Source organism: Mammaliicoccus sp. G-M28, from assembly GCF_022386595.1.
Classification (GTDB): Bacteria; Bacillota; Bacilli; order Staphylococcales; family Staphylococcaceae; genus Mammaliicoccus; species Mammaliicoccus fleurettii.
In genome coordinates, this window is sequence record NZ_JAJNIF010000006.1 from 36,899 (window position 1) to 62,116 (window position 25,218).

General features: G+C 30.5%; 30 protein-coding genes. 11 read left to right on the forward strand and 19 right to left on the reverse strand.

The window, feature by feature from the left end; translation table 11 throughout:
* Positions 1-47: 47 nt before the first annotated feature.
* On the reverse strand, positions 48-1,085 hold the full coding sequence (locus tag LQ609_RS07280) for a C45 family autoproteolytic acyltransferase/hydolase (protein WP_481817187.1): 1,038 nt from the start codon (positions 1,083-1,085) through the stop codon (positions 48-50).
* 655 nt (positions 1,086-1,740) lie between these two features.
* The gene (locus tag LQ609_RS07285; protein WP_239734522.1) at positions 1,741-2,715 is read right to left on the reverse strand and encodes a bile acid:sodium symporter family protein; all 975 of its coding nucleotides are present in this window, start codon (positions 2,713-2,715) and stop codon (positions 1,741-1,743) included.
* Positions 2,716-2,941: 226 nt separating this feature from the next.
* Here LQ609_RS07285 and LQ609_RS07290 point away from each other — a divergent pair, with 226 nt between their 5' ends.
* Positions 2,942-3,130 carry a hypothetical protein gene (locus LQ609_RS07290; protein WP_088369014.1) on the forward strand — a complete coding sequence of 63 codons (189 nt, stop codon included), beginning with the start codon at positions 2,942-2,944 and terminating at the stop codon, positions 3,128-3,130.
* Between the two features lie 71 nt (positions 3,131-3,201).
* Positions 3,202-3,789 carry a hypothetical protein gene (locus LQ609_RS07295; protein ID WP_239734523.1) on the forward strand — a complete coding sequence of 196 codons (588 nt, stop codon included), beginning with the start codon at positions 3,202-3,204 and terminating at the stop codon, positions 3,787-3,789.
* Here the strand turns inward: LQ609_RS07295 and LQ609_RS07300 are convergent.
* Positions 3,758-4,693, reverse strand: coding sequence for an LPXTG cell wall anchor domain-containing protein (locus LQ609_RS07300; RefSeq protein ID WP_239734524.1), 936 nt, complete (start codon positions 4,691-4,693; stop codon positions 3,758-3,760). The two genes, LQ609_RS07295 and LQ609_RS07300, sit on opposite strands and share 32 nt — an antisense overlap.
* 234 nt (positions 4,694-4,927) lie before the next feature.
* Between LQ609_RS07300 and LQ609_RS07305 the strand changes: the two genes are divergently transcribed.
* Positions 4,928-5,146 carry a hypothetical protein gene (locus tag LQ609_RS07305; protein WP_078358464.1) on the forward strand — a complete coding sequence of 73 codons (219 nt, stop codon included), beginning with the start codon at positions 4,928-4,930 and terminating at the stop codon, positions 5,144-5,146.
* A 99-nt stretch (positions 5,147-5,245) separates the two neighbouring features.
* On the opposite strand, the gene agrA is transcribed toward LQ609_RS07305, so the two are convergent.
* The 4 genes from agrA to LQ609_RS07325 are packed head-to-tail and all read right to left on the reverse strand — an operon-like array spanning position 5,246 to position 8,012.
* Positions 5,246-5,962, reverse strand: coding sequence for a quorum-sensing response regulator AgrA (gene agrA / locus LQ609_RS07310; RefSeq protein ID WP_078358465.1), 717 nt, complete (start codon positions 5,960-5,962; stop codon positions 5,246-5,248).
* Positions 5,959-7,275, reverse strand: coding sequence for a quorum-sensing sensor histidine kinase AgrC (gene agrC, locus LQ609_RS07315; protein WP_239734525.1), 1,317 nt, complete (start codon positions 7,273-7,275; stop codon positions 5,959-5,961). The genes agrA and agrC overlap by 4 nt, the downstream gene beginning before the upstream one ends.
* Positions 7,276-7,299: 24 nt before the next feature.
* Positions 7,300-7,440: a cyclic lactone autoinducer peptide AgrD gene (agrD, locus tag LQ609_RS07320; RefSeq protein WP_239734526.1), complete on the reverse strand. Its 141-nt coding sequence runs from the start codon at positions 7,438-7,440 to the stop codon at positions 7,300-7,302.
* Positions 7,437-8,012, reverse strand: coding sequence for an accessory gene regulator AgrB (locus LQ609_RS07325; protein WP_078358468.1), 576 nt, complete (start codon positions 8,010-8,012; stop codon positions 7,437-7,439). Before LQ609_RS07325 ends, agrD begins: the two co-directional genes overlap by 4 nt.
* A gap of 472 nt (positions 8,013-8,484) precedes the next feature.
* Here LQ609_RS07325 and pglS point away from each other — a divergent pair, with 472 nt between their 5' ends.
* The 4 genes from pglS (at position 8,485) to LQ609_RS07345 (ending at position 12,017) form a co-directional block, all read left to right on the forward strand.
* Complete coding sequence (pglS, locus tag LQ609_RS07330; RefSeq protein ID WP_239734527.1) at positions 8,485-9,519, forward strand: 6-phosphogluconolactonase; 1,035 nt, start codon at positions 8,485-8,487, stop codon at positions 9,517-9,519.
* A gap of 19 nt (positions 9,520-9,538) precedes the next feature.
* Positions 9,539-10,315, forward strand: coding sequence for a carbon-nitrogen family hydrolase (locus tag LQ609_RS07335; protein ID WP_078358470.1), 777 nt, complete (start codon positions 9,539-9,541; stop codon positions 10,313-10,315).
* 191 nt (positions 10,316-10,506) lie between these two features.
* Positions 10,507-11,262 carry an ABC transporter ATP-binding protein gene (locus LQ609_RS07340; RefSeq protein WP_239734528.1) on the forward strand — a complete coding sequence of 252 codons (756 nt, stop codon included), beginning with the start codon at positions 10,507-10,509 and terminating at the stop codon, positions 11,260-11,262.
* Positions 11,259-12,017 (forward strand): ABC transporter permease, encoded by a 759-nt coding sequence (locus LQ609_RS07345; protein ID WP_078358472.1) that lies wholly within the window; start codon positions 11,259-11,261, stop codon positions 12,015-12,017. Before LQ609_RS07340 ends, LQ609_RS07345 begins: the two co-directional genes overlap by 4 nt.
* A gap of 33 nt (positions 12,018-12,050) precedes the next feature.
* Here LQ609_RS07345 and LQ609_RS07350 read toward each other — a convergent pair whose 3' ends face one another.
* Positions 12,051-13,430 carry an aldehyde dehydrogenase gene (locus LQ609_RS07350; protein ID WP_481817188.1) on the reverse strand — a complete coding sequence of 460 codons (1,380 nt, stop codon included), beginning with the start codon at positions 13,428-13,430 and terminating at the stop codon, positions 12,051-12,053.
* A 117-nt stretch (positions 13,431-13,547) separates the two neighbouring features.
* Between LQ609_RS07350 and LQ609_RS07355 the strand changes: the two genes are divergently transcribed.
* Together LQ609_RS07355 and LQ609_RS07360 are read left to right on the forward strand one after the other, a co-directional pair.
* Positions 13,548-14,522, forward strand: a complete 975-nt coding sequence (locus tag LQ609_RS07355) for a Gfo/Idh/MocA family protein (protein WP_078358474.1) — start codon at positions 13,548-13,550, stop codon at positions 14,520-14,522.
* Complete coding sequence (locus LQ609_RS07360) at positions 14,515-14,817, forward strand: hypothetical protein (RefSeq protein ID WP_239734530.1); 303 nt, start codon at positions 14,515-14,517, stop codon at positions 14,815-14,817. The genes LQ609_RS07355 and LQ609_RS07360 overlap by 8 nt, the downstream gene beginning before the upstream one ends.
* Before the next feature lie 681 nt (positions 14,818-15,498).
* Here LQ609_RS07360 and LQ609_RS07365 read toward each other — a convergent pair.
* Genes LQ609_RS07365 through LQ609_RS07375 form a run of 3 tightly spaced genes read right to left on the reverse strand, consistent with a single transcriptional unit; the run spans position 15,499 to position 17,330 of the window.
* Positions 15,499-15,774, reverse strand: coding sequence for a GNAT family N-acetyltransferase (locus tag LQ609_RS07365; RefSeq protein WP_078358185.1), 276 nt, complete (start codon positions 15,772-15,774; stop codon positions 15,499-15,501).
* Positions 15,775-15,795: 21 nt separating this feature from the next.
* Entirely contained in the window at positions 15,796-16,722 is a 927-nt protein-coding gene (locus LQ609_RS07370) for a manganese-dependent inorganic pyrophosphatase (protein WP_078358187.1), read from the reverse strand.
* Positions 16,723-16,781: 59 nt separating this feature from the next.
* Entirely contained in the window at positions 16,782-17,330 is a 549-nt protein-coding gene (locus LQ609_RS07375; RefSeq protein WP_078358188.1) for a cysteine hydrolase family protein, read from the reverse strand.
* Between the two features lie 88 nt (positions 17,331-17,418).
* On the opposite strand from LQ609_RS07375, the gene LQ609_RS07380 reads away from it, so the two are divergent.
* Together LQ609_RS07380 and LQ609_RS07385 are read left to right on the forward strand one after the other, a co-directional pair.
* Entirely contained in the window at positions 17,419-18,525 is a 1,107-nt protein-coding gene (locus LQ609_RS07380; RefSeq protein WP_078358190.1) for a glycosyl hydrolase family 28-related protein, read from the forward strand.
* 12 nt (positions 18,526-18,537) lie between these two features.
* The gene (locus tag LQ609_RS07385; RefSeq protein ID WP_078358193.1) at positions 18,538-18,987 is read left to right on the forward strand and encodes an iron chaperone; all 450 of its coding nucleotides are present in this window, start codon (positions 18,538-18,540) and stop codon (positions 18,985-18,987) included.
* Between the two features lie 57 nt (positions 18,988-19,044).
* Here LQ609_RS07385 and LQ609_RS07390 read toward each other — a convergent pair whose 3' ends face one another.
* The 8 genes from LQ609_RS07390 to LQ609_RS07425 all read right to left on the reverse strand — a co-directional run bounded on the left by LQ609_RS07390 (position 19,045) and on the right by LQ609_RS07425 (position 25,215).
* Positions 19,045-19,854 carry a prephenate dehydratase gene (locus tag LQ609_RS07390; RefSeq protein ID WP_078358196.1) on the reverse strand — a complete coding sequence of 270 codons (810 nt, stop codon included), beginning with the start codon at positions 19,852-19,854 and terminating at the stop codon, positions 19,045-19,047.
* Between the two features lie 14 nt (positions 19,855-19,868).
* Positions 19,869-20,927 (reverse strand): nitric oxide synthase oxygenase, encoded by a 1,059-nt coding sequence (locus LQ609_RS07395; protein ID WP_078358199.1) that lies wholly within the window; start codon positions 20,925-20,927, stop codon positions 19,869-19,871.
* A 65-nt stretch (positions 20,928-20,992) separates the two neighbouring features.
* On the reverse strand, positions 20,993-21,625 hold the full coding sequence (gene hisIE, locus LQ609_RS07400; RefSeq protein ID WP_078358202.1) for a bifunctional phosphoribosyl-AMP cyclohydrolase/phosphoribosyl-ATP diphosphatase HisIE: 633 nt from the start codon (positions 21,623-21,625) through the stop codon (positions 20,993-20,995).
* On the reverse strand, positions 21,622-22,380 hold the full coding sequence (hisF, locus tag LQ609_RS07405) for an imidazole glycerol phosphate synthase subunit HisF (RefSeq protein ID WP_078358205.1): 759 nt from the start codon (positions 22,378-22,380) through the stop codon (positions 21,622-21,624). Before hisF ends, hisIE begins: the two co-directional genes overlap by 4 nt.
* Complete coding sequence (gene hisA / locus LQ609_RS07410; RefSeq protein WP_078358207.1) at positions 22,377-23,081, reverse strand: 1-(5-phosphoribosyl)-5-((5-phosphoribosylamino)methylideneamino)imidazole-4-carboxamide isomerase; 705 nt, start codon at positions 23,079-23,081, stop codon at positions 22,377-22,379. The genes hisF and hisA overlap by 4 nt, the downstream gene beginning before the upstream one ends.
* Positions 23,074-23,655, reverse strand: coding sequence for an imidazole glycerol phosphate synthase subunit HisH (gene hisH / locus LQ609_RS07415; RefSeq protein ID WP_078358209.1), 582 nt, complete (start codon positions 23,653-23,655; stop codon positions 23,074-23,076). The genes hisA and hisH overlap by 8 nt, the downstream gene beginning before the upstream one ends.
* Entirely contained in the window at positions 23,655-24,233 is a 579-nt protein-coding gene (hisB, locus tag LQ609_RS07420; RefSeq protein WP_078358212.1) for an imidazoleglycerol-phosphate dehydratase HisB, read from the reverse strand. Before hisB ends, hisH begins: the two co-directional genes overlap by 1 nt.
* The gene (locus LQ609_RS07425) at positions 24,205-25,215 is read right to left on the reverse strand and encodes a pyridoxal phosphate-dependent aminotransferase (RefSeq protein WP_078358214.1); all 1,011 of its coding nucleotides are present in this window, start codon (positions 25,213-25,215) and stop codon (positions 24,205-24,207) included. Before LQ609_RS07425 ends, hisB begins: the two co-directional genes overlap by 29 nt.
* Positions 25,216-25,218: the final 3 nt, after the last annotated feature.

Here is a 25,218-nt window from a genome sequence, read left to right on the forward strand (position 1 = left end):
GAGCTTATCGTGCTTTTTTGCTTACTATCAAGTTGTGTTAAGATTTTTTATTCACTTGCGAACAAGATGTCTGTATCAATTTGTCCTGAAATTGAATTTAAATCTATAGGCTTTCCATCTAACCAATCTTGGAAGTTAAATGTATGTAACATACCATTTTCTCCAAGAACAATTTTCATTTGTAATTGATCAGGTATATAAGCTGAAGTGTGAATGGTACCGGACCAGCTTTTAAAAAGCTTACTATAAATTTCATATTGTGGGTCGTTAAAATAACGAATAGCATCTTCTAAAGACATATGCTCGTTTGTAATATGTTCGATTCTATTGTATCTTTCTATAGATTCTTTTATATAATTTCGGTTCTCATGTGTTAATACTTCAAAGTGATTCGTACATAAATTATTTTGTTTCGTAACAACTGAACGAGGGGTAGCTTCTACCGTTATTCTTCTGTTTTGCTTATCCATTAAAATATAGCTGAAAGAAGTACGATGAGGTATCTCTTTTAATAAAGCTACTGCTTCATCAATATTTTTACAGGTTTCTAAAATTAGTCTTCCAATCATATAACATACAAAGCCGTCACCAGGTTTTTTTCTATGCATAAAATTATATCCCATAGATAAGCCATGTTCATTCATACCATCCATACGTCCGGTAACTCTCGATGTTGGACCAATTTGCGCATATCCACCATCATTTGGTTGAAATAAACTAAATCGACCATCATAAGTGGCAGGGTTATAATCATAATTTCTCACCATATAATCAGTACCTAAAAATATAGAACAACCACTATCTTTTGCATAAACTCTGTAATGTCCATAATTTAATAGAATCTGTTCGAGTGGATACTTTAATGTATCTTGTAATCCCATAAGTTCATCCCATATTGGTGGTGCAAATTCTTGATAGATTTTCTTAGTTTCATCTATATCTATGTCAAAGCGCGGTCTTCTGATTTTCCATTCTTTATCTCTATTCTCTAACATTTTGGTAGATTTTAACCATTCAGCTTGTGCGACGCCGTGATCATAATGGTTACCTCTAAATTCAAATGTCTGCATATTAACATTTTGCAACATAATCACTCCTATTAAATACATTTTGATTGAAATATTGCATTTTGTCACGCAAATTAGATTAAGAATATTAAGACTGGAAATGTGATATTAAAGAAACTGTAATAATGCTTTAACCTATGTAATTTCTCACCATGTTATATTTAGGGTACCAAATATCTCACAAATAATGTGAGAAGGAGGTATGTATAATGTGGAATCAAGGATATATCTACGTAAAAAAAATATGGCAAGAGTGGTATAGAAGATAATATAAATTTATTAAATGACACTTATAAACAACTAGAATATATATTTTTGAAATTAAAAGAGCTAATCCATATTTTCGGATTAGCTCTTTTTTCTTTATTTATAAAATCTACGATTTTGTTCGTGCATGCTTGCCAGGGGGCATGGTTCGAGCCTGTAGTCTCTCACGCATACTATTCCCTCAGGCGTCAGCACTTTACAAAATCGTGACAAAATATCCATTCTTATACAAAAAAAATAAAGCACTTTCGTATAATTTAATTAATAACCACAAAAAATAAATTAACGAGGTGCTTTATGCATAAAAATTATAACATGTCTCAATTAACACTACCACTAGATATTGAAGTTTTAATTCCAAAAAATGATATTGCGCATTTTGTAAATCAAATTGTATTATTATGATTTAGAATGCTTGATCGGTTGCAGTAGAATATTGTTTTTTGCGTTCAGTTCGTTTCGTTTGGTTAGACCAAATAATTGCAATGGTTGGACCAGTTAATAGGTGAATAAAACTGAATATAGCTCCTGGAACTGCAGATAAAGGATTAAAATGGGCTGTTGCAAGTGATACAGCTAGTCCAGAATTCTGCATACCTACCTCTATGGAAACAGCACGTTTATCAGGTCTGTCTAGTTTAAAGAGTTTAGCTAATAAATATCCAATCGTTAAACCACTTACGTTATGAAGCAATACAACGCCAAACATAATCAAACCTGTTTCTATAATTTGAGCTTTATTACCTGCTACCACACTCGAAAGAATTAATGAAATTGAAATTACAGAAATAATTGGTAATATATCAATTGATTTTTCGGCAACTGGTTTGAAAAATCTTTGTACTATAAAGCCTAAAATAATAGGAATTAATACAACTTGTACGACTGATATAAACATAGATGAGAAGGATACTTGTAACCATTCTCTTGCAAACAAATAAATTAAAGTTGGTGTAATGATGGGTGCTAATAATGTAGATACTGTAGTGATGGATACTGACAATGCAGTATTTGCTTTAGCTAAGTAACTGATAACATTTGAAGCAGTACCACCAGGACAACAACCGACCAATATTACACCTAATGCAATATCAGAATTTAAGTTAAACCCTTTTGCAATTAAATATGCTGTTACTGGCATTATTGTATATTGTAGAATTACGCCAATGAATACACTTTTCGGTGATTTAAACACTTCTTTAAAATCATTTGTTGAAATTGTCATCCCCATACCAAACATTACAATTCCTAATAAGTAAGGGATATAAGGTGCTACTTGAGAGATGACATTAGGGAAACTAAAACCTAATATTGCAGCTAATAACATCCAAAGAACGAATGTTTTATTAATGAACTGACTAAACTTTTTAATATTGTACATATATACACCTTCTAATTTTATAATAATCAGAATATTAACAATAATACAAAAATATTTCAATAGCTTTATGGAAATAAGTGGGGCTTCGCATTTTTAAATGAGAATTGATACATATAATGAGTTATTTTATACTTTTATACATAAAAATTTAACTATATATACAGCAGTATAAGCGTAATATCTTTTATGTATTTTAAAAATTATGTTATGATGAAAGAGGTAGAAAATGATGATAGAGGTGACTTCAATGGATTGTATTAAAGGGATATTCAAATTCTTTTTCATCTTAATTGCTATAACAACAGTTGCTGTTGGGGCAGGTATTGCTGTCTTAGCATTTGTATTTAAAAAAGATTTTGAAGAATTAGAACAAAAGACTAAAGAAATTGTATCTGAGATCGAATCTAATAATTAAAATAAAGGAGCAATCACTATAATTATGTGATTGCTCCCTTTTTTTAAAATAATATTAGGAGGGTATATATTTTGCAATATGAAAGCAATGTGTTAATATCTCCAAGATTAGATTATCGTATGACCAATCAATTAAAGGATTTATCAAGAAGTTTGGAAGTGACTAGTGTAAGAGAACTTCAAGCCTTAATTGAGACTATAGAATATGATCAGCCATTTTTAAAATCTATAACTATTGGTACGAGTAATGAAAATGAGATGGTTAACGCTGCATTTCATTTAAAGTCTTTGATTGAATCTACATGGTATGAAAATAAGCAGTCCGAAGTGTATGTTAATGTTGTGATTTGGAAGAATCATGTAGGTTCTTCTAAAAAGTATGTTAATAAGTTTGTATCAAACTCACCTGATGTTTGGATTACGCTCGGTTCACATATAGGGTTTTGTAATGTATTAAAGCGATTGTATCGCACTGAAAAATGGGATTCGAAAAGAACCTATTGTTTGAGTTCATTGTTATCTCAGGCGATGATAAATATAGTAGGAGCAAAATATTTCGAGGGTATAAATGGTATAAATTACCATGAGGAAATTGTTAAAGTTGAAAATGGATACATTACATCAAATCCTAATTGTTTTGCTGAGCCTTCTTTTTTCTAATGATAATAAATAAAATAGTGGTAATACATATGAGTAATGAACTCATAACATACTTAAAATAATTTGTTGATTTTTGACCAGTTTCAGGAAGCTTTTTTGTTTCTAAGTTGGTCTTTTTTTCTTTTTCAGAAGTGGATTGGTTAGAATGGTTAGGAATTAAAAAATCTTTAACTACTGATATTTGATAAGACTGTGGGTTGTTTTGATTATGATTTAAGCTATTAGTATTAGGTGGGGATTGTTGATTCTCGTGGTTATTATCTAATTGATTGTGTTGTACGGAATCTTGAATAAAAGGTGATACAGAGTTGTTGTCAGAATTGAATGTATAATATTTATCATCTCCTATTGAAATTGATGAATGAGTATCTATTCCGTTAATTTTTACATCGAATGCGGTGTCTCTAGGAATATTTGAAGGAATGTTAATTGTAGTTGAACCCTCATTGTTAGTCTTACCTATAAATTCTTGGTTCTGTGCTAAAAGTTTAACTTCTACATTACTTAAAGGTTGATATGTTTTGGAAAGTACTTCGATTGTAATATTTTGATTATTTATAGAAGGTGTATTACGAATTTGAGAATCAGAAGAAGTTAATTGATATAACTTATTAGGTTCAACAGTAAAAGTCTGTTGATTTGAAGTAGTTAAAGTATAATGAGGTTTAATATTCTTATTTGGAATTTCAACAAAAGCCAGTCCATCTGATCTAGTTGTTAGATGCTTAACTTCATTATCTAACTGAAGCTGAAACGTTTCATTAGATATAGGCATATTGCTCGCAGTTAAGAATTGAAATCCAATCGGAGTCATATCAGTACTTGCGTAAGTGACATGAGTCATATTGAGTGATGTAGCTACAAAACAAACAATACTGTAAAGAAAGATTGAAAACGTCTTCATCGGGTCCTCCTTTCTTGCTTATTTAACTATTATCATATGATAGCTATATTATTGCATAACTCGCTTTAATATTCAAGTATTATTTTATTATTTTTTTATAAGAATTTATTTTTATCTAAAGATGAGTTAAATACGTGCTTTTAACAAAATTGTATAACCTATATTATCTTCTGTTTTGCAAGAGAAATAAAAAAAGCGTAAAATAAAAGCATAATTTAAAAGGGGATGTTAAATATGAAATGTGTAAGTTGTAATCAAGAAATGATAAATGACCTTCGTATAAACGTTCCAGGAACTTTAGTAGATGTGAGATTAATTAAAGAAGAAGAAAATGAAGACATATTAAAAAAAGCGATTGCTATACCTAAAGCTGCAGTTTGTTTAAAATGTGGCGAAGTCAAATATTACATAGAGGATATAGAGTCGTTTAGAAATGCTTTAGATCAAGTGTAAATCAATTAAATAATCCTTATAAATAAAAACAGAGAGAACTTTTATACACTAAAAGTTCTCTCTGTTTTCTATTATTAAAAAGCATATCTCAATATTTAATTATATCTTTTTGATGTTTCTAACTGATGCATAACAATGTTCACCATTATTAAAGTAAACAGTACGATCTTTCGTATCAATTGTATCAACGTTATTTCGATTAATAACATAACTGTTATGACATCTAAAGAATCTATCATCTAAATTCGATAAATCCTTTAAACTACCATAAAACTCAATTTGTCTATTATCAAGATGAGCAATTAGTCTGTGCGATTTTGTTGAAGATTCAAAAAACATGACATCATCATATTCGACGTAAACTGAATTACTACCTCTAGTTAATTCTATTTTTTCAACATTAGTATTTTTAGATAACATACCTAAACGAATATAAGCAGTATCTAAACAGTCTAATACTCTTGTCTTTAATTGATCAGGATCATCTTTAAAGATGAAATCCATGGCTGCTACTTTATAAACGAACGTTAAATATGTTAATTCACTATGACTCGTTACAAAAACGATATTACCAATCGGATCATATTTACGTATGTTGCTCGCTAAAGTAATACCATTTATGTCAGCATCAAGTTGAATATCTAGAAAATAACAACCTATATCATTCGCTGTTTTGACATACTCTAAAAGTTCGTAAGGATCATGAGTAGCAAGTTCAATAGACATTTCTTTTTCTTCAATCATAATGTAATTATTTATAATCGTTTGCATACGTTCTAATTGTTTCGGGTCATCTTCACAAATGACGATTTTCATCGAATCACTTCCTCAGTGCTATCATTTAAAATTTCAAGCTTTTGAATAAAGTATTGATTGTTGATAAAAGTGTCTAAGAAAACATGATCCGTTTTCTCAGTAATTTCTTTCAACGTCGTTAAACCAATACCACGTTTACGACCTTTAGTAGAATAGTGATCTTCAAATAACTTATGTACTTTTGGAGTATCTTTAGAACATTTATTCATGAATACAAGTAATATAGATTCATCATTTTTAATAAAAGCAATTTGAATTGTAGGATTATCTACAAACTCAGAAGCTTCAATCGCATTATCCATAATGATTCCAATACAGCGACTCAATTCAACAATGTTCATATTTATATGATCAATCTGTTCAGTAATCTCAACACTAATATTGATATTCTGTTCCTGAGATTGAATAATTTTTGTCGTTAATAAACCTTTAATTTCTCTCACATGTAAATTTTGTAGCCCATTAATTTTAATCGCATTTACTTTCATATCATCATGAAGATGCGCTATATTTTGATCAAAATAAACCCTTAATCCTTCCATATCATCTTCTCTAATATAATCAGATAATGTAGCTAAAATATTCACATAATCATGACGAAACTTACGCATTTCATTATTAATTTGTTCAATCTGCAACGTATATTTATAATATTGATTAATCTCTTTTTTAGTACGCTGTAAAGCCATTTCCCGAATGATCGTGAAAGAAATTAAAATTATAAAAATAGCAGCAACACACACATAAATCACATAGAATAATGTCTGGAATTCAAATTCTTTTTCAGTATTATATGATTTAGGCATGTATACGTAGAAGACAGTAAAGGAAAGACCTAAAAATGCAGCTAATAATAATAAATAAATACGATTATTATATAAATAAGTTAATTTAAATCTATTCATTAGTTGTCTTATTAATAATGCTATAGAAATGGATATTAATGAATGTATAATTGTGTAAATCACAAAAAATAACATAAATGTATCTATACCATCAATAATATACTTAGTTATTAAAATAGATAAGTAATCAGATACAACAGAAATAATAATTACTAATAGTGTATTAATTACACCGAGTAATTTAAATTTTTTATAAAAGAACACAAAATAAAAAAGACATACATATATTATGGCACCAACACCAAATATATAATAAAAACTAAGTGAAGGGATTATGAAACCTATAATTAAGGTAGCATAATCCCTTTTTTTATATCGATAATTTTGTGTTATGGATAGCAAAATCGTGAATAATACTACTTGTAGTAATCCAAAAGGTAAAGATTCTATACTGGAAAGCGAGTCCATATATTACACTTCCTTAATGATAACTTAATGTTTTTCTTTTAATAATTCAGCGGGTACTTCTGTTTCATCTAAAAATGCTGTACAACCTCTAATTACCGCTTTTTCACCAATTGCTGAAAGGATATTTGATACTGATTTTGAAAATAAACTAGTTAATAAATTCATGATAATGTTTCCTCCTCTTTGTAAAATATAGGTAATAGTGATACTGCTTCAAAGATCAATCCTAAGCATACTAATTGTTGATACGGTTCTTTTATGAATAATGAAAGAACTATCAATATAGTAGCGACTATGATTGATCTTAGTTTAAGTCCTTTTTTCCATTTGCCTAATATGGGATGTTTCTTTGTTTGCATTGGTGCGTACTTTATTATAATAAGATAACCAATTAGTGCTAGGGCAAGGAATGCCCAATACGACAAGTTAGTATTTATTATAATAAGTGGCGCCAATACAAACATTATGATGCTTTGTATTGTGCATAAAAAAGTGGACTTAGCGTGTGCACCAAACGCGAAATATCTAACGGCAAAATAACTAAGATGAACAATAAGTGTGTATAAAAATATATGGCATAGAAGGGCGGCACCATATATGACTACAGTCTTCATGATATTCCCTACAAATACTTCTAGTCCATACTTTACCTTTAAATAACTAACATGATCTAGGTTATTTGAATTTTGAAGATTTGCTGCAATCTTATCTATTTGTGTTTGTACAGGCTGATACATAGCGGCCCTCCTTCATTATGATTATAGAACAAATTGATTTACATTTTACTTCTTTTGCCTAACTGTATTATTTTAATGCCTAACTGTTTGAATTACGAATATATTTGTATTTTAACATAATATCAATGCAGTTAAGAACTTAAAATAATGACTTAGGGAAAATATTAAAAACACTTATCAAAATAATATAAGATAATATATGACTATTATATTTTATAGATTAATTTATAAATCTCAAATATAAAGGGGGATACTTTATGGCAGGCGATATCGTAAATGCTATTGGTAGTATTTTTAATTGGTTTCTAGAAATTTTCAGTGATATAAGCAGTTAAACTTCTAAAGTCTTATATATGAATTTAGAATATTAAATTATACAACGTGTACCATTAGGTATGCGTTTTTATTATAGTTATTGAGCGTTTTCATGTAGAATGATATTAAAGATAAATTTAGGGAGGATTTTAATTTTATGAAAACGAAAGGTTATATTGGTAGTTACACTAAGAAGGATGGTAAAGGGATATATAGATTTGATGTAAATGAAAATGATCAAACTATTGAAAAGGTAGAAGTAGGCTATGAAGTTGAAGCATCTACATATATTACACAACATAATCAGTTTTTATATGCTATTAAAAAAGATGGTGAAGATTGTGGGGTTGCCAGCTTTTTAATTAATGAAGATGGTAGTTTAACTTTTATAAATGATTGCTTAGCTTCTCAAGAAGGTACAGGTTGTCATATTTCAGTTTCTAATGACGGTAAATACTTATTTGAAGCTGTATATGGAGCAGGTCTTGTTAGAATTTATAAACTTAATCCTGATACTGGAGAATTAGTTGAGTTAATTGATTTTTATCGTGGAGAAGGACAAGGGCCAAATGAAGCGAGACAAGAAAGTAGTCATATTCATTATGCTCAACAAACACCAGATTTAGATTTTATTGCTACAGTTGATTTAGGGGCAGATGTTGTTAGGACATTTAAGTTTTCTGATGAAGGACTAGAATTAGTTGAAACATTAGAAGTACAAGCAGGTAGTGGACCAAGACATTTAGCGTTCCATCCAAGTGGTGATTATGCATATTTAGTAAGTGAAATGAGCAATACAATTCAAGTGTTATCTTATAAGAACGGTGTATTTGCTGAGATTAGTCCAAGATTAATGACTATACCTGAAGATTTTGATTTAAATTCACAAGTTGGTGCAGTTAGATTAAGTCATGATGGTCAATTTATTTATGTTTCAAATAGAGGTCATAACAGTATAGCGGTATTTAAAATATTAGGTGATGGCGCCAATATTGAAAGTGTAGAAATAGTTACAAGTGGTGGAACATGGCCAAGAGATTTTAATATCACACCAAGTGATACTTTCTTAGTAGTGGCACATGAACATTCATATAATTTAGTTTTGTTTACTAGAAATAAAGAAACAGGTAAATTAACAGAAATAGAAAATGAACAAAAAGCTTCAGAAGGCGTATGTGTTCAATTTATATAACAATGGTAGGTGATTAGCTTTGAAAATTGCATTATATCAAATGCATGTTATACCAGGTAAACCAGAAGAAAACATTCAGAAAATAGATCAATGGTTCGATCAACTTGATGAAGATATCGATATAGCGGTATTACCTGAAATGTGGAATACGTCATATCGATTAAAAGATTTAAATGAACTTGCTGATAATGATGGTGAAGTTATCCTTCCTTTTTTACAAAAGAAAGCTAAAGCGCTCAAAAAACATATTGTTGCTGGGTCTATTGCTTATAAAAAAGATCAAGAAATTTATAATAGAGCCATTGTCATCAATAAAGAAGGTAGTTGCATTAACACTTATGACAAGGCACATTTAGTACCGATGTTAAATGAACATCATTATTTAACTTCAGGTGAAAAAAAGCCTACAGTTTATAAATTAGATGAAGTCGATATGGGTACAATTATATGCTATGACTTAAGATTTCCGGAATTATCTCGCTCTTTAGCATTAGAAGATGCAAAGGTTATATTTGTACCAGCACAATGGCCAAAGTCAAGAATCGATCATTGGAAAGCATTACTACGTGCTAGAGCAATTGAAAATCAAGTTTATGTCATTGCGTGTAATAGTGTAGGACTTTGTGATGAAAATGAATTTGGTGGTAACAGCTTAGTATATGGTCCAGATGGCACATTAATGGATAATTTATATTATGAAGAAGATACTTTAATTGTTGAAATAGACTTTGAAAAACAAGAACAAATTAGAGAAGCAATTCCAATATTTAATAGTCTAAGAACTGATTTATATTAAGAAGAATGAGGCTGAGACAATAATTTGTCCAGCCTCATTGTATAGTTAAAACTATTTTCATAACCTGCTTGCCTATGGTACAGTCTCAGCCTGTAGTCTTCGATTTGTACTGTTTCCACAGTCGTGTCGGCTATGAAAGTGTCTTATAGTGGTTATATTATATAAGCAAGTTTATAGAAACCTGCTTATAAATGTTAGTTGAAGTGAATGGAGATGATTGTTTGGAAAGTAATATATCAGTTCAATTTAAAAATGTTGAATATGAAATTGAAAACTCTAAAATTTTAAAAGAAATAAATGCTGAAGTTTATAAAGGTAAGTTGACATCTATTATAGGTCCTTCTGGTGCTGGGAAATCTACTTTATTATCTTTAATAAATTTATTAAAATCTCCTTCTAAAGGTGACATTTTGATCAATGATGAAACAATTAATTCATATAATCCGATGGAATTAAGGAGAAAAGTACAATTAGTTTCACAAGAAGCCACTATGATTAAAGGGACTGTTAAAGATAATTTAGAGCTTCCTTTAACACTTCAAAATAAAAAGATGACAGATGAAGAAGCGAAATACTTTTTAGAAAGAGTGGATTTATCAGTAACTTTTTTGAATAAAAATAGTAAAGAGTTATCTGGAGGAGAAAAACAAAAATTATCTTTAGCACGTGCACTTGTTAATAAACCAGAAGTTATTTTATTAGATGAGGTAACATCTGCACTTGATAGAAATTCTAAACAAGCGATAGAATTGTTACTCAAAAAAATTAATAAAGAGCATAATGTAACGATGATTTGGGTGACGCATGATATTAATCAGGCTTTACGATTGAGCGATTATGTTTGGGTTATGATTGATGGAGAAGTAGTTGAAGCTGATAGTGTCGAAAATATTAAACATACTAAAAATTCTGAGGTCAGAAATTTTATAGGAGATAAAGTATTATGAGCATAACATCTATAATATTAATGTTTATTTTTATCATCATTCCGATAGTTTTATCTAAGAGTTTTAATTTAGGATTAGAAAAAGATACTACAGTCGCTGCAATACGATCTTTCGTTCAGCTATTAATTGTAGGTTATATATTACAATTTATATTTGACCAAGATAGTTATATATTTATTGTATTAATGGTCATACTCATAATTGGTGCAGCAACTCAAAATGCAAGGAAAAAAGGGTTGGAAATACCAGGCATTACATGGAAATTATTATTAGCTTTTATATCCATTGAAATCATTACGCAAGGGATATTAATAGGTTTTAATATAACACCTGCTACAGCACAATATATCATTCCTATAAGTGGAATGATAATAGGGAATTCTATGGTGCTAAGTATATTATTTTTAAATAGATTTATGTCTGAAATAAAACAAAACGATAACATAATAGAGCTTATTTTATGTTTAGGCGGAACACCTAAACAAGCAATTCATAAGCAGTTAATCACATCTATTCAATCAAGCGTTATACCTACAATAGAACAACAAAAAACAATTGGTTTAGTACAGTTGCCAGGCATGATGAGTGGTCAAATTATTGCTGGAGCTGATCCTTTAGAAGCTGTGCTCTTTCAAATATTAATTGTATTTATGCTATTAACGGCAGCTACTATGACAAGTGTAATACTAGGGTTTTTATCGTATCCAACTTTGTTTAATAAGAAGCAGCAATTAATAGAAAAGCATTTCAAATAAAAAAGCTAGGACAATTAAATTGTCCCAGCTTTTTTATTTTTTAAACATTGCTCTTACATATTTACCTTTTCCTTTATAAGGCGGGAAAAGTACACCGGTTTCAAGTTTAGTTGTTTTAAACATTATGCCTTTTTCATTACTAAATAATTCAAATGAGGCTTTACCATGGTATTTACCTATTCCTGATAGTCCAACTCCACCAAATGGCAAGTTATGATTACCTACATGTAAAAGGGTGTCATTTATGCAACCACCGCCAAATGAAATTCTTCTTACGACTTCATCAGTATGATTCTCATCTTCACTAAATAAGTATAAGGATAATGGTTTTGGTTTGTTCTTAATGAATTGTATTGCGTCTCCAAAGGCTTCATAAGTCATGATTGGAAGGATTGGACCGAATATTTCATCTTCCATTAAAATGTCATCGAATTTAACATTATCAATGACAGTTGGCTCGATATAGCAATGATCTAAATCAGAATTGCCACCATAAACGATATCACCATTTGTATTTTCTAAAAGATGTATTAATCTGTCAGTATGTCTTTCATTAACAACTCTACCAAAATCTTCACTGTCTTGAGCATTTTTGCTGTAAAATTCTTGGATTGTAGACTGTAATGCTTTTACAAATTGTTGTTTTATAGAAGCATCGATAATGACGTAATCAGGTGCTACACAAGTTTGACCAGCATTAATGAATTTACCAAAAGCAATTCTTTCAGCAGCTACTTTAATATTGGCAGTCTTATCAACTATAGCTGGGCTTTTTCCACCTAATTCAAGTGCTACAGGAATCAACTGTTTACTAGCTTGCTCGTATACATTTTGACCAATTTTTGTTGAACCTGTAAAGAACACAAAATCAAATGGAAAAGTTAACAATTCTTCTGTAACCGTTTTGTCACCAGTAACACAAGAAACGAAAGAAGGATCAAATGATTCTTCAATTATTTTTCGAACGATTGCACTGACATTAGGTGTTAATTCTGAAGGTTTTACGACAGCACAATTACCGGCTGCTATAGCCCCAATTAAAGGTTCAATGACAAGTTGGAAAGGGTAATTAAATGGACCAATAATTAGAACTGTACCATATGGTTCATATACTGTATAACTTTTACTAGGGAAAAGAAAAACAGGTGTATTAGCATTGTTTTTACTGGCTAAACCCTTGACTTCTTTTAACATGAAAGAGATACTTTTATAAATATAACCGATTTCTGTTGCATAAGATTCAACTGCATTTTTGCCTAAATCGTGTTGCAAAGCTTCTATTAATTGACTCTCATTTGATTTAATAGATTTTTTTAGTAATCTTAATTGTTTTTTTCTAAATTTAATATCTTTGGTAATATCGCTATCGAAGAACGATTGGATATTTTCAAATTGATTTGCTATAGACAAGATTGATAACCCCTTTATACTTCTGTTGTTTATATTTTAACAATAGTTATAATTAAAAGCGAAGTCTTTATTTATTAAAGACCATTTTATTAAGAATATATTATGAAAAGGTGAAACTATATGAAATTTGGATTTATAGGTACGAACTGGATTAGTGACAAATTCATTGAAAATGGTAGTCAAGTAGAAGGTTTTGAGCCATATGCTGTATTTTCACGTACAGATGAAAGAGCAAACTATTATAAAGAAAAGCACCAACTAATTGAAACATTTACAAATCTAGAACAATTTTGTGAATCACCAAACTTTGAAGCGGTATATATTGCTTCGCCTAATGCATTTCATTTTGAGCAGGCAGCATTAGCCATAAAAAATAAAAAGCATGTCATAATCGAAAAACCAGCAACTATAATCCAAGCACAATTTGAGACCCTTTCAAAACTTGCTAGTGAATATAATGTTACTGTTATGGAAGCAATGAAGTCAACATTATTATCTCCATTTGTAGAATTTACAAATGCAAAAATTGATATTGGTGAAATACGATATGCAGATTTTCATTATCATCAATATTCATCAAGATATGATAAATATAAGAATGGTATTGTTGAAAATGCATTTAAACCAGAACTTGGTAATGGTGCATTAATGGATCTTGGAGTTTATACTGTAGCGCCAATTATACATTTGTTTGGTATGCCTGAAAATATTCGAGCAAATGGATTTAAACTTGATACCGGAGCAGACGGACAAGGAAATGCAATACTCGATTTTAATACATTCCAAGCAACAATTAGTTATTCTAAAATATGCGATAGAGTTAGCCCTTCAGAAATTATTGGAGAAAATGGTTATGTGATGATAGATAAAATTAGTGCCCCGTCTAATATAAAAGTGTTTAATAGAGATGGAGAGCTGTTGAACGAGTTTACAGGGGACGAAACATATACAATGAAAGAAGAAATTATAGAATTTATGAAATGTGTCAAAGAAAATAAAATAGAATCAACTATTAACACACATGAAAGAACATTAAACACTATAAAAGTATTAGATGAAATAAGAAAGCAAATAGGGGTAGAATTTAATGTCTAAAAAAGTTTTTGCGATTGTAAGTATTCTATGTATAGTTATATTATTAATGGTTACATTAGTTCCATTTAAACAAGAACCATCTTCAACAACAAGAGTTGTCGTTGATCATTTTAATCATAAATATGCTTTTCCAAGCTGTTATGATTATGAAGAAGCATCAAATTACATAGATGAAGTTACTTTAAAAGACGCACAAGACTTAAAATATCCACCTATAAATAAATGTACAACAGAGAAAGCTAAGCCACAGTACAAATCAATGTTAAAGAGAGTGCTGGAAAGTACCGAAATATAATATTCTGGAATTAATACTTCAATATATAGTGAAAATGTTTTGAGAGTTATGCTTTAAATTTTTATAAATTCATATAAGTAACTTGTAGAGCTACCATCAGAGTACCAGCAAAGTCTTAGAACTTTGTTGGTATTTTTTATGCGCATGCTTTCCGTGGGCATGTTCTCAGCCTGTAGTCTTCGAATCATGCTTTTCCCCAGGAGTCAGCGCTAAAAAATTCCAAATATCAACAAACTGAACCTATAAATTTAAGCTCAATTTGTTTACAGTCCATAGTATTTCCTAAGCCACTATTTTTATCCTCATGCATTACCCGGCGCACTTTTAAGAGTACCAGTATAAGCAAGTTTCAGCAAAATTGCTGATAAGAGGTGTAGTAAAAGCAAGTTTCAGCAAAATTGCTGATAAGAGGTGTAGTAAAAGCAAGTTTCAGCAAAATTGCTGATAAGAGTATCAGTAAAAGCAGGTTTAAGAGAAATTGCTGATAAGAGTATCAGTAAAAGCAAGTTTCAGTAAAATAGCTGATAAGAGTACCAGTATAAGCAGGTTACAGAGAAATTGCTGATAAGAGGTGCAGTATAAGCAGATTTAAAAAATAAGCATATCACTGTAAAACTGAAAAATTCAGTTACGTGATATGCTTATTTTTTTGAGTTAGGAATTATATCCGGACTCTTATCATTATTTTTTTAATACGTCGTGTGTGCTTTGGTCTTTAGTCATAACATCTTGAACGTAAGGGCATACTGGATCAATAACTTTACCTTCTGATCGTGCTTTATCAATTACAATATCAACTAGCTTTCTAGCCATTCCGTGACCTCTTAAAGAAGGGTCAACAAATGTATGATCTACAACGAGCGTCTTACCATCCAAATCTTGATACGTAATTTCTGCCTCAAAATCATTTTCCGAGTTACCTACATAAAACTTGTTTGTACCTTGTTTGATTTCCATTGCAATCACACTCCTTATAAATTATTTACCTAATAATTCATCGATTGGTGGTACAACTTGTTTCTTACGTGACACAACGCCAGGTAATACTGCTACATTACCATTTAATTCAGTATTAAATGCTTTTGCAACTGCTTGTTGTTCTTTACCTAAAGCAATCACTGTTGAATCACTGTTTAATATATCAGTAATAACAAATACGAATAAATCGTATTGTTCATTTGCAATTATTGCGTTGATTTCATTTTCAACATCTTCTTGAATTTCAAGAACTTCTTTTACATCTACAGTGTTAACTTGAGCGATACGTACAAGTTTGTCACCCATGTTGAATGATTTAGCATCCATATTTAATAAAAATTCTGGTGTTTTACCTTTAACTGAAGCACCAGCTTTAAGCATTTCTAATCCATATTCATTTAAATCAACATTGGCAATTTCAGCTAATTCTTCACAAGCTTTTTTATCTTGGTCTGTACATGTTGGTGATTTAAATAGAAGTGTGTCAGAAATAATAGCTGAAATCATTAATCCAGCAATTTCAGGTTTAATTTCTATACTGTTTTCATTGTACATTTTTTTAAGGATTGTAGTTGTACAACCAACTGGCTCAGCTCTGTAATATAATGGGGCACCAGTTTCAAAATTACTAATACGATGATGATCAACTACCATTGTTATAGTCGCATCTGTAATATCATCGGCACTTTGTTGGAATTCGTTATGGTCAACTAAAATAACGTCTTTACCTTTTAAAGGTGTTTCTAATAATGCAGGTGCATCAACTTTGAAATAATCTAATGCGTATTGTGTTTCGTCAGAAATTTCTCCAAGTCTAACTGCTTGAACATCATTTCCAAGTTCTTTTTGTAAATCTTCCATTACTAATGCTGAAGCAATAGTATCTGTGTCTGGATTCTTATGTCCAAATATAAATGTGTTTACCAATGTAAATTCTCCTTTAGCTTTGAATATTCTGTCACTTTATTTTACCACGAACATCTTGTCTATTCTACAAACGCGCCTATACTATTTTCAAAATGTGTAAGTGCCCAATCATGCCCAGCTTGATTAAATGAGGCTACACAATTTTTAGGAATATGAATTTTATAATTCAGATTATAAGCGTCTATAGCAGTATGGAGTACACAAATATCAGTACAGACACCAACTATCTCAACAGTATCAACTGCTCTTTCTCTTAACAAACTATCTAGATTCGTACCGAAAAATGCACTATATCTTGTTTTATCTAACCAAAATACATTTTTGGAATTTTGGATTTCTTCGTATTGAGATTTTAATGTGTTGTATAATTCTCTACCGTTCGTTCCCTTAATATTATGAGGTGGAAAGAGTTTCGTTTCAGGATGATAAGGATCATTTTCAAAATGGTAATCCATTAAATAAAAAATTAAATCTTGATTAGTATTATAATCTTCAATTTTGTTATATATATTTTTTTCGATTTTTTGACCAGGTTCACCACAAGTTAGTTTCCCATCAGTAGCAACAAAATCATTTGAATAATCTACAACTATTAATGCTTTCTTCAATTAAATTCCCCCTAATTGTCTATAATTTAATTTCAGTGTAATATGAATATATATGAAAGTATACGCTATATTAAGGTGGTTATGAAGTATGAAGAATATAGTTAACGTGAAAAATTATGGTGCTAAAGGTGGGTGTGGGTTAACCGATACAATTGGTATCCAATTAGCATTGTTACAAGCAAGAAAAGGACCAGTAACTGTTTATATCCCAAAAGGTGTTTACCATATCATTTATGAATTAGTTATTTATGAAAATACAACACTTATTCTAGATGATGAGGCAACTCTTATAAGAAAATCATCTAATGCAATGTTGAAAAATGGTCATAAATTTAAAAAATACTATGGATATAACGGCCATAGTAATATAAATATTATTGGTGGAACTTTCGATGCGTATGGACATACTAATAATACTAACAACACGATTATGTCGATTGGTCATGCTAGCAATATTCAAATTCATAACGTAACTTTTAAAAATGTTGTAGGTGGACATGCAATTGATGCGTGTGGTTTAGATGGTTTTTATGTGAGTAAGTGTAAATTTTTAGGATTTCGAGATGATAGTGGTAAGAGACTATTTAGTGAAGCGGTACAGATAGACATACAAACTAAGGGTGCATTTCCTAAGTTTGGAGCACCTGATGGTACGATTACTAAAAATGTCTTAATAGAAAATTGTTATTTTGGAAACTCTGGAGATCCAAATATGTCAGCATGGAACAGGGCGGTTGGTTCACATGCAAGTATGTATAATGCGTTTTATGAAAATATTCATATTCAAAATAATACATTTGAAGGCTTAGGAGATTTTGCGGTTACACTTTTAAAATCAAAAGAAACAACAGTAACAAATAATACATTTATTGATTGTGAAGGTGGCGTCCGGTATTTAGCAGTACCGACCGGTAAATATTCATTAGATATTAATCAGTTTGATAGAGGTGGACAAGCAGGTTCAACATTATTAATTGGAGAAAATACATTTAAAAACATTAAAAGTAAACAAAGTATTCTCGTTAAGAGTTATGAAAAAGTTAAGAATAAAGATATTTATATTTTCAATAATCATTTTGAAGGAGACACTTCAAATAACATTAAATTCATAAAATCAACTGATATATATTTGATGAATAATAAGCATTTAACGCGCATTGACAAAGATAAAGTAGATAGACTAATACAAATATAAGAGGTGTATCTAATGAATGAAATAGAAAGTTATATTGATCAAATCGATGCAAAAAGAAAAGAAGCTTATATTAAATTGTATGAAGTAATTCAAGAACATCTTCCAATTGGATTTGAACCAGTATTACAATATGGCATGCCTACATTTGTAGTACCACTTAATACTTATCCAAAAGGTTACTTAAATAGAACTGACGAACCACTGCCATTTATTAGTATAGGCGTTCAAAAAAATCATATTGCCTTATATCATATGGGATTGTATGGAATGGAAGAACTCAAAGAATGGTTTGAACGTGAATATGCAGAACGAGTTCCAACGAAATTAAACATGGGTAAAAGTTGCATCAGATTTACAAATACAAAAACGATTCCCTATGATTTGATTGGTGAGTTGAGTGAAAAAGTTACAGTAAAAGAATGGATAAATAAATACGAAACGGGTCATAGAAATAGTAAATAAATAAAAGAGTGGGACGAAGAAATCTTTTAATAAAATCAGATTTCTGTCCCACTCTTTTTATATATGTTTATCAAAATTACCTAGTACTTTCACATTAAATTCTAAGGTTTTCAATATCGTAATAACTTTTTTCATTTCTACATCATCTGCACTACAATCAGCTTGTACAAAGAAATGATACATTCCAAGTTGAGTCTTTAGTGGACGTGATTCAATCCATGAAAGGTTAATGTTAAATAGTGCAAATGTATTTAATATACTTGCTAGTAGACCAGGTTTATCTTGATCTGGAGTGATCAATAATATACTGTCTGTTGCTTTTTTAACTGGTTTTTCTTGAGCAGATAGTACTAAAAACCTTGTTGTGTTATGTGGATAGTCTTCAATATGTTGGTGTAGAGCGATTATTTCATTATTAGTTTCTTCTAAACCAATTGGTGCAATTGCAGCAGTATGGTCATCTATCTCATCTAAACTTTGTACTGTACTGTCTGAATACCGATATGTAAAGTTATGATTCTTAATGAATTTTGAAGTCTGATTAATAGCTGGTGCGATTGAAACGACTTCATTTATATCTTCTAATTTTGTTCCCTTTTTAACATAAAGTGAAAAGGAAATGTCTAAATGTAATTCATCTATAACATGAATTTTTTGTTCTGTTAATGAGTCTGCAATAATGTTAATCGTTCCTTCTATAGAATTTTCTATAGGAGCAATTGCTATATTTTGTGGATCTGTTTCTATTGCTTTAACAACTTCGTATAAATTTGATTTTGGTATATATTCTTCTATTTCATTTTGTTTATATTTTAATGCAGCCATATGTGAAAATGTTCCTAATGGCCCTAAATAATATAATTTCATAAAAGACTTCCTTTCTAATGGAATGGACAACCTTGTTCTGTTTGTTTATATAAAAAGTTAGGACTTCTCATTTCATTATCATAGCCTTTATGATAATTATGTACAAGTGAGGGTGAAAGGGGGGGAGCTAGCCAACTCCATTTACCTGTAACTTTTCTATTAACATTATTTTCATTGTCTTCGAACTTTTTAAACTGCTTTGATGCGTTGTAATGATCTACTATTGAAACTCCAGATTGTTTAAACGAATGAAAAACAGCGTAGTTAAATTCTACTAAAGCTTTATCTCTCCAATAACTTGATGTTGTTGATGTATCTAAATTAAAAGCTTCAGCTATATCTTTCAATTTGTCATAACGATATTCATCTGTAAAGTTTCTAACCCCAATTTCAGTTTCCATATACCAACCATTAAATGGAGCAGTATGATAATAAAGCCCACCAATTTCTAAATCCATATTAGATATGATAGGTACTGCATACCATTTTAATTGCAACTTTTCTAAAGCAGGAAATTGCTCATGTTTGATTGATACTTCTTTAATTAATCCTTCAGTATAAGAGTGGAATTGCAGCGGTTGTTTATTAATACGATAAATAAGTGGGAGTATATCAAAGTCAGAATGCTTACCTTGCCAATTTAGGTGTTGAGCGAGTTGAGTGGTTTCTCTCGACTTAGGATCACCATAATTTTCATACCCAGCATATCGGATAAGCTGTTCATTCTTAATTTCAATTTGATTAGAGTATATACTAATCATAGGTTTAATTTTGCCATTATTTGTAGCTTGTTCAATATGTTCTTCAATAGAGTGTAGAAATTGTTTTTCACTATTGATATGTCTTAAATCTCTGACAGTTAATTTGTCCCAAAAAAGGCGTCCTATACATCTATTAGAATTTCTCCACGCTACTTTAGCACCATACTCAAGTTCATCTTTATTATGTGTATATGTTCCTGTTTGATTTATTTCATCTTGTATTTCTTGAATTCTTTTATGCGCTTTTGTTTCATCTATATTAAGTTCTTTATACATATCTATAATAAAAGTAGTCGCTTTTTCTTGTATCATAATTACACCTCTATGTACTAGTATAAGCGACTACTATATTTTGGCAATATGTGATTTATGACAAATTACCAATTATTAATATTCTTGCGTTCACCTTTGAAATTACCTGATTTTTTGTGACGTTCTTTCAATACATCAACTACTTCTTCAAATTTCACGCCTCGATCATGAAGAAGAACAAATAGGTGGTAAAGTACATCTGCTACTTCATTAGTTAGTTCCAAGTTATCATGTTTCATAGCAGCTATAACAACTTCGAAAGATTCTTCACCAAATTTTTTTGTAATTTTATCTATACCTTCAGATAACAAATAGTTAGTATAAGATTTTTGATTATTTGAGTTTACACTTTCTTGAATTGTTGACTCTAACGATTCAAGAGAATAAGGTTCATCGGTATTGAAACAACTAATCGAACCAGTATGACAAGTTGGTCCATCTGGATTAACTTGTAATAAAATTGTATCTTGGTCACAATCTAATTTTATATCTAAAACATGTTGAATATTATTTGAAGATTCGCCTTTTTTCCAAAGACGATTTTTACTTCTTGAATAAAACCAGCACACTTTTTCTTGAACTGTTAAGTTATAAGCTTCTTCATTCATATAGCCAAGCATTAGTACTTGACCTGATTGGTAATGTTGCAATATTGCAGGCACTAAACCTTTTGAAAAATCAGGTGTTAATTGACTCATCGTACATTCACTCCTTCGTTAGATAAATGTGTTTTAACGGCTTGAATTGTTGTTTCTTTATCATGGAAGATACTAGCAGCAAGTCCAGCTGATACGTCTGTTTCTGTGAATAAATCGACAAAATGTTGACTATTACCTCCGCCTCCTGAAGCGATGACTGGAATGTTTACGAGTTTAGTAATTTCGCTTAATAATGTGTGGTCGAAGCCTTGTTTAACACCATCATAATCCATACTTGTTACAAGCAATTCACCTGCGCCTAAACTTTCTACTTCTTTGACCCAGTCTAGCACACGTTTATCTGTTCTTTGTTTACCACCGTGAGTATAGCAATACCAATCTTGAAGTTGTTCTTCCCACTTAGCATCAACAGCTATACAAATACATTGTTTTCCAAACTTGTCACTTGCTTCACGTATGAAATTAGGATGACGTAAAGCACTTGAGTTTAAAGAAATTTTATCAGCACCATGATTTAGAAGGGAAGAAATATCGTCTAGAGTACTTATGCCTCCACCAATAGTTAGAGGGATAAAAAGTTTAGAAGCAGTTTGACTAATAATATCTAACATCATTTGATGTCCATTTTCAGTTTTAGATATGTCTAAAAACACGAGTTCATCTGCTGCTGCTTGGTTATAATATTCTGCTAATTCGACTGGGTGTCCTATATCTCTTAATCCTTTAAATTTTATTCCTTTAACGACTCGACCATCTTTTACATCTAAACAAGGGATGATTCTTTTCTTGATCATGAAATACCCTCCCAGAATTCATCAGTATTTGCTGCTTTTCCAACTATAGCTGCATGGACGTTTAATTGATTAAGTTGATCGATATCATCTTTGTTTCTTATTCCACCAGATGCAATAATTGGAATTGAAGTTGATTGCACTAATTTGCCAGTTAACTCAAAGTTAGGTCCAGATAACTTACCATCTTTTGATATGTCAGTATAAATAATACCTCCGATTGGAAGATGTTCAATTCTTTTAATGAAGTCGAATAGATTCATACCTGCATCTTCAATCCAACCGTTTAATTTGATTTCTTCAACGTATGCATCAACAGATAAATAAATTTTGTTTGGAAACTGGTTTGTAATTTGTTTTAACCAATTTAAATCTTGAATACCTTTTGTTCCGACAATGATGTATTCAATTCCTTTGTCGAAATATGATTGAATCGTGTCGATGCTTCTAATGCCACCACCAACTTCAATTGGTAAATGTGTTAAATTAACAAGTTGTTCTATGTAGTCCGCTTCTGTTGGTTGCTGTTTTTTTGCTCCTATTAAATCGATAACATGAATTCTAGAGACTTGGTCAAATTTTGAATAAAAGGCGATGGCTTCTTCAGCTGTGCGTGCCATGGATTCCTTTGAATCATATTTACCTTCAGTTAATCTCACACTTGTTGAATCAATTAAATCAATTGCTGGCCATATTTCAATCATTTAAAAACCCCTCTTTCAATGCTAAATCTAAAATTTCAAGTCCATAGTCACCACTTTTTTCAGGATGAAATTGAATGCCAATAATATTTTTTTGTTGAACAATTGCAGTAATCGGTTGCCCATAATCTGCAGTCGCTATGACAGGTAAATTAGTTGAAACATGATATGAATGTATAAAATAAACATCACCATTTAAAATAGGATGCTCACTTTGTAAATTATTCCAACCTAAATGTGGTACTGGATAGGGACTTTCTATAGGTTTAACTTTACCTTCAAGTAGACCGAGTCCTTTAGTAGCACCTTCCTCGCTAAATTCAAATAGAACTTGCATGCCTAAACAGATTCCAATAATTCTATGTGTATCTTTTATTTCATTAAGTACTTTATCTAAACCACTTTTTTGTAATTGATTCATTGCATCTTTGAAATGACCAACACCAGGTAACACTACATGTGTACTATTTTTTATAGTCGTAATGTCTGATGTTAATTCAGCTTCATAACCTAAATGAAGAAGGGCACGTTCAATATTCTTAATATTACCTAAACCGTAATCCATAATTGCTATCATTATTCAATCACACCCTTAGATGATGGGACACCATCGAAATCATCTTTACTTAAGGCAATTTTTAAACTTCTTGCAAATGCTTTAAATATAGCTTCAATTTCATGATGCGTGTTACCACCTCTAATTAAATCTATATGTGTTGTTAATCTAGCATTAATTACAAGTGCTCTAAAAAATTCTTCTACAAGTTCAGTATCAAAAGTTCCAACTTTTTCACGAGAAAATTGTGCATTAAATGATAAGAAGGGACGACCGCTAATATCTGTTACAACACGCGCTAGGGTTTCATCCATTGGAATATAAAAAGTGCCATACCTACTAAATGATTTTTTGTCTTTAATTGCTTCTAAAAGTAATTGACCAATTACAATACCTATATCTTCAACTGTATGATGGTCATCTACATGTGTATCACCATCTACATTTACTTTTAAAGTTATACCACTATGAAAACTAAATAAAGTGAGCATATGATCTAAAAATCCTACACCAGTATTAATTTGAGATGCTTCATCATTAAATAACAAATGAATATTAATATCCGTTTCTTTAGTTGATCTTGCTTTTTGATAAGTCATATCTTTGCCTCCATTCTTTTACGACTTTTTCTAAGTCTTCTAACTGTGGTTCAGTTGCGATAGAGTAGCGTACAGTTTGCTTCATGTTAGGTTCATCATAAAACCTAGGTAAAAACCCTTTACTATAAATATATTTGCCTAAATCTTGAGCTAAGTTACCATATGTTAATACGAAATTTGTTTTTGATGGCAAAACATTAATAATGTCACTTACATTATTTTCGAATATTGTTCTAAGTTTTACACATAATTGTCTTTGTCGGTTCAATAAAGAGCTTACAAGGTCCTTATCATTAAATAGCGCAGTCGCTATTGTTAAAGTTAAAGTATTTAAAGGATAGGGATGTGCAATACTATTTAAAGTTTGAATCGTTTTTTTCGTAGAAATAACTATACCAACTCTTAATCCGGCAAGTGCGAATGCTTTACTTAATGTCCTCATTTGAATGATGTGATCTTTCAATTCGATTTCATAAGCATCACCAAAATCTAAATATGCCTCATCAATAACAAAGTATCCTCCGATTTCCTTCATCAACTCAGAAATTTCTTCTAAAAATTCTGGAGAGTATTGAATACCTGAAGGATTATGTGGAACACTCATAATAAAAAATGCTGGTTTGATACGACGTATTTCATTTTTGATTTTGTCTAATGAAAATGTATAGTCTTGTTCAGCGTCAACATAATGGATAGGGCGATTAATTTGATGAGCATATGCTGTGTACATGAAAAAGTCAGGGTTCAATGTTAATACTGGACCATCTGGTAAAGCAATCATACATTTTTGAATCCATTCATCAGAACCATTTGCTGCTGAAATTTGATTAGGTGATAATTGATAATAATTAGCATAAGCATTAATAAATGCATCATATTCTTCATCAGGGTAAAAGTTAAAATCTGAATTGGATATAATTTCTTTTAATATTTCTTCATCCAAAGCAGGAATTGGACTTTCGTTTTTGTTAATTCTAATCATATT

Coding starts and splice junctions, on each gene's coding strand:
- LQ609_RS07325 (WP_078358468.1), bottom strand. CDS start 8,012: ATGTATCAGCCTGTACAAACACAAATAGATAAGATTGCAGCAAATCTT.
- LQ609_RS07355 (WP_078358474.1), top strand. CDS start 13,548: ATGAAATTTGGATTTATAGGTACGAACTGGATTAGTGACAAATTCATT.
- LQ609_RS07345 (WP_078358472.1), top strand. CDS start 11,259: ATGAGCATAACATCTATAATATTAATGTTTATTTTTATCATCATTCCG.
- LQ609_RS07290 (WP_088369014.1), top strand. CDS start 2,942: ATGATGATAGAGGTGACTTCAATGGATTGTATTAAAGGGATATTCAAA.
- LQ609_RS07360 (WP_239734530.1), top strand. CDS start 14,515: ATGTCTAAAAAAGTTTTTGCGATTGTAAGTATTCTATGTATAGTTATA.
- LQ609_RS07365 (WP_078358185.1), bottom strand. CDS start 15,774: ATGGAAATCAAACAAGGTACAAACAAGTTTTATGTAGGTAACTCGGAA.
- LQ609_RS07425 (WP_078358214.1), bottom strand. CDS start 25,215: ATGATTAGAATTAACAAAAACGAAAGTCCAATTCCTGCTTTGGATGAA.
- LQ609_RS07380 (WP_078358190.1), top strand. CDS start 17,419: ATGAAGAATATAGTTAACGTGAAAAATTATGGTGCTAAAGGTGGGTGT.
- LQ609_RS07285 (WP_239734522.1), bottom strand. CDS start 2,715: ATGTACAATATTAAAAAGTTTAGTCAGTTCATTAATAAAACATTCGTT.
- hisF (WP_078358205.1), bottom strand. CDS start 22,380: ATGATCAAGAAAAGAATCATCCCTTGTTTAGATGTAAAAGATGGTCGA.
- hisB (WP_078358212.1), bottom strand. CDS start 24,233: ATGACTTATCAAAAAGCAAGATCAACTAAAGAAACGGATATTAATATT.
- agrD (WP_239734526.1), bottom strand. CDS start 7,440: ATGAATTTATTAACTAGTTTATTTTCAAAATCAGTATCAAATATCCTT.
- agrC (WP_239734525.1), bottom strand. CDS start 7,275: ATGGACTCGCTTTCCAGTATAGAATCTTTACCTTTTGGATTACTACAA.
- LQ609_RS07395 (WP_078358199.1), bottom strand. CDS start 20,927: ATGATACAAGAAAAAGCGACTACTTTTATTATAGATATGTATAAAGAA.
- LQ609_RS07390 (WP_078358196.1), bottom strand. CDS start 19,854: ATGAAATTATATTATTTAGGGCCATTAGGAACATTTTCACATATGGCT.
- LQ609_RS07305 (WP_078358464.1), top strand. CDS start 4,928: ATGAAATGTGTAAGTTGTAATCAAGAAATGATAAATGACCTTCGTATA.
- hisIE (WP_078358202.1), bottom strand. CDS start 21,625: ATGAGTCAATTAACACCTGATTTTTCAAAAGGTTTAGTGCCTGCAATA.
- agrA (WP_078358465.1), bottom strand. CDS start 5,962: ATGAAAATCGTCATTTGTGAAGATGACCCGAAACAATTAGAACGTATG.
- hisH (WP_078358209.1), bottom strand. CDS start 23,655: ATGATAGCAATTATGGATTACGGTTTAGGTAATATTAAGAATATTGAA.
- LQ609_RS07340 (WP_239734528.1), top strand. CDS start 10,507: ATGTTAGTTGAAGTGAATGGAGATGATTGTTTGGAAAGTAATATATCA.
- hisA (WP_078358207.1), bottom strand. CDS start 23,081: ATGATTGAAATATGGCCAGCAATTGATTTAATTGATTCAACAAGTGTG.
- LQ609_RS07300 (WP_239734524.1), bottom strand. CDS start 4,693: ATGAAGACGTTTTCAATCTTTCTTTACAGTATTGTTTGTTTTGTAGCT.
- LQ609_RS07385 (WP_078358193.1), top strand. CDS start 18,538: ATGAATGAAATAGAAAGTTATATTGATCAAATCGATGCAAAAAGAAAA.
- pglS (WP_239734527.1), top strand. CDS start 8,485: ATGAAAACGAAAGGTTATATTGGTAGTTACACTAAGAAGGATGGTAAA.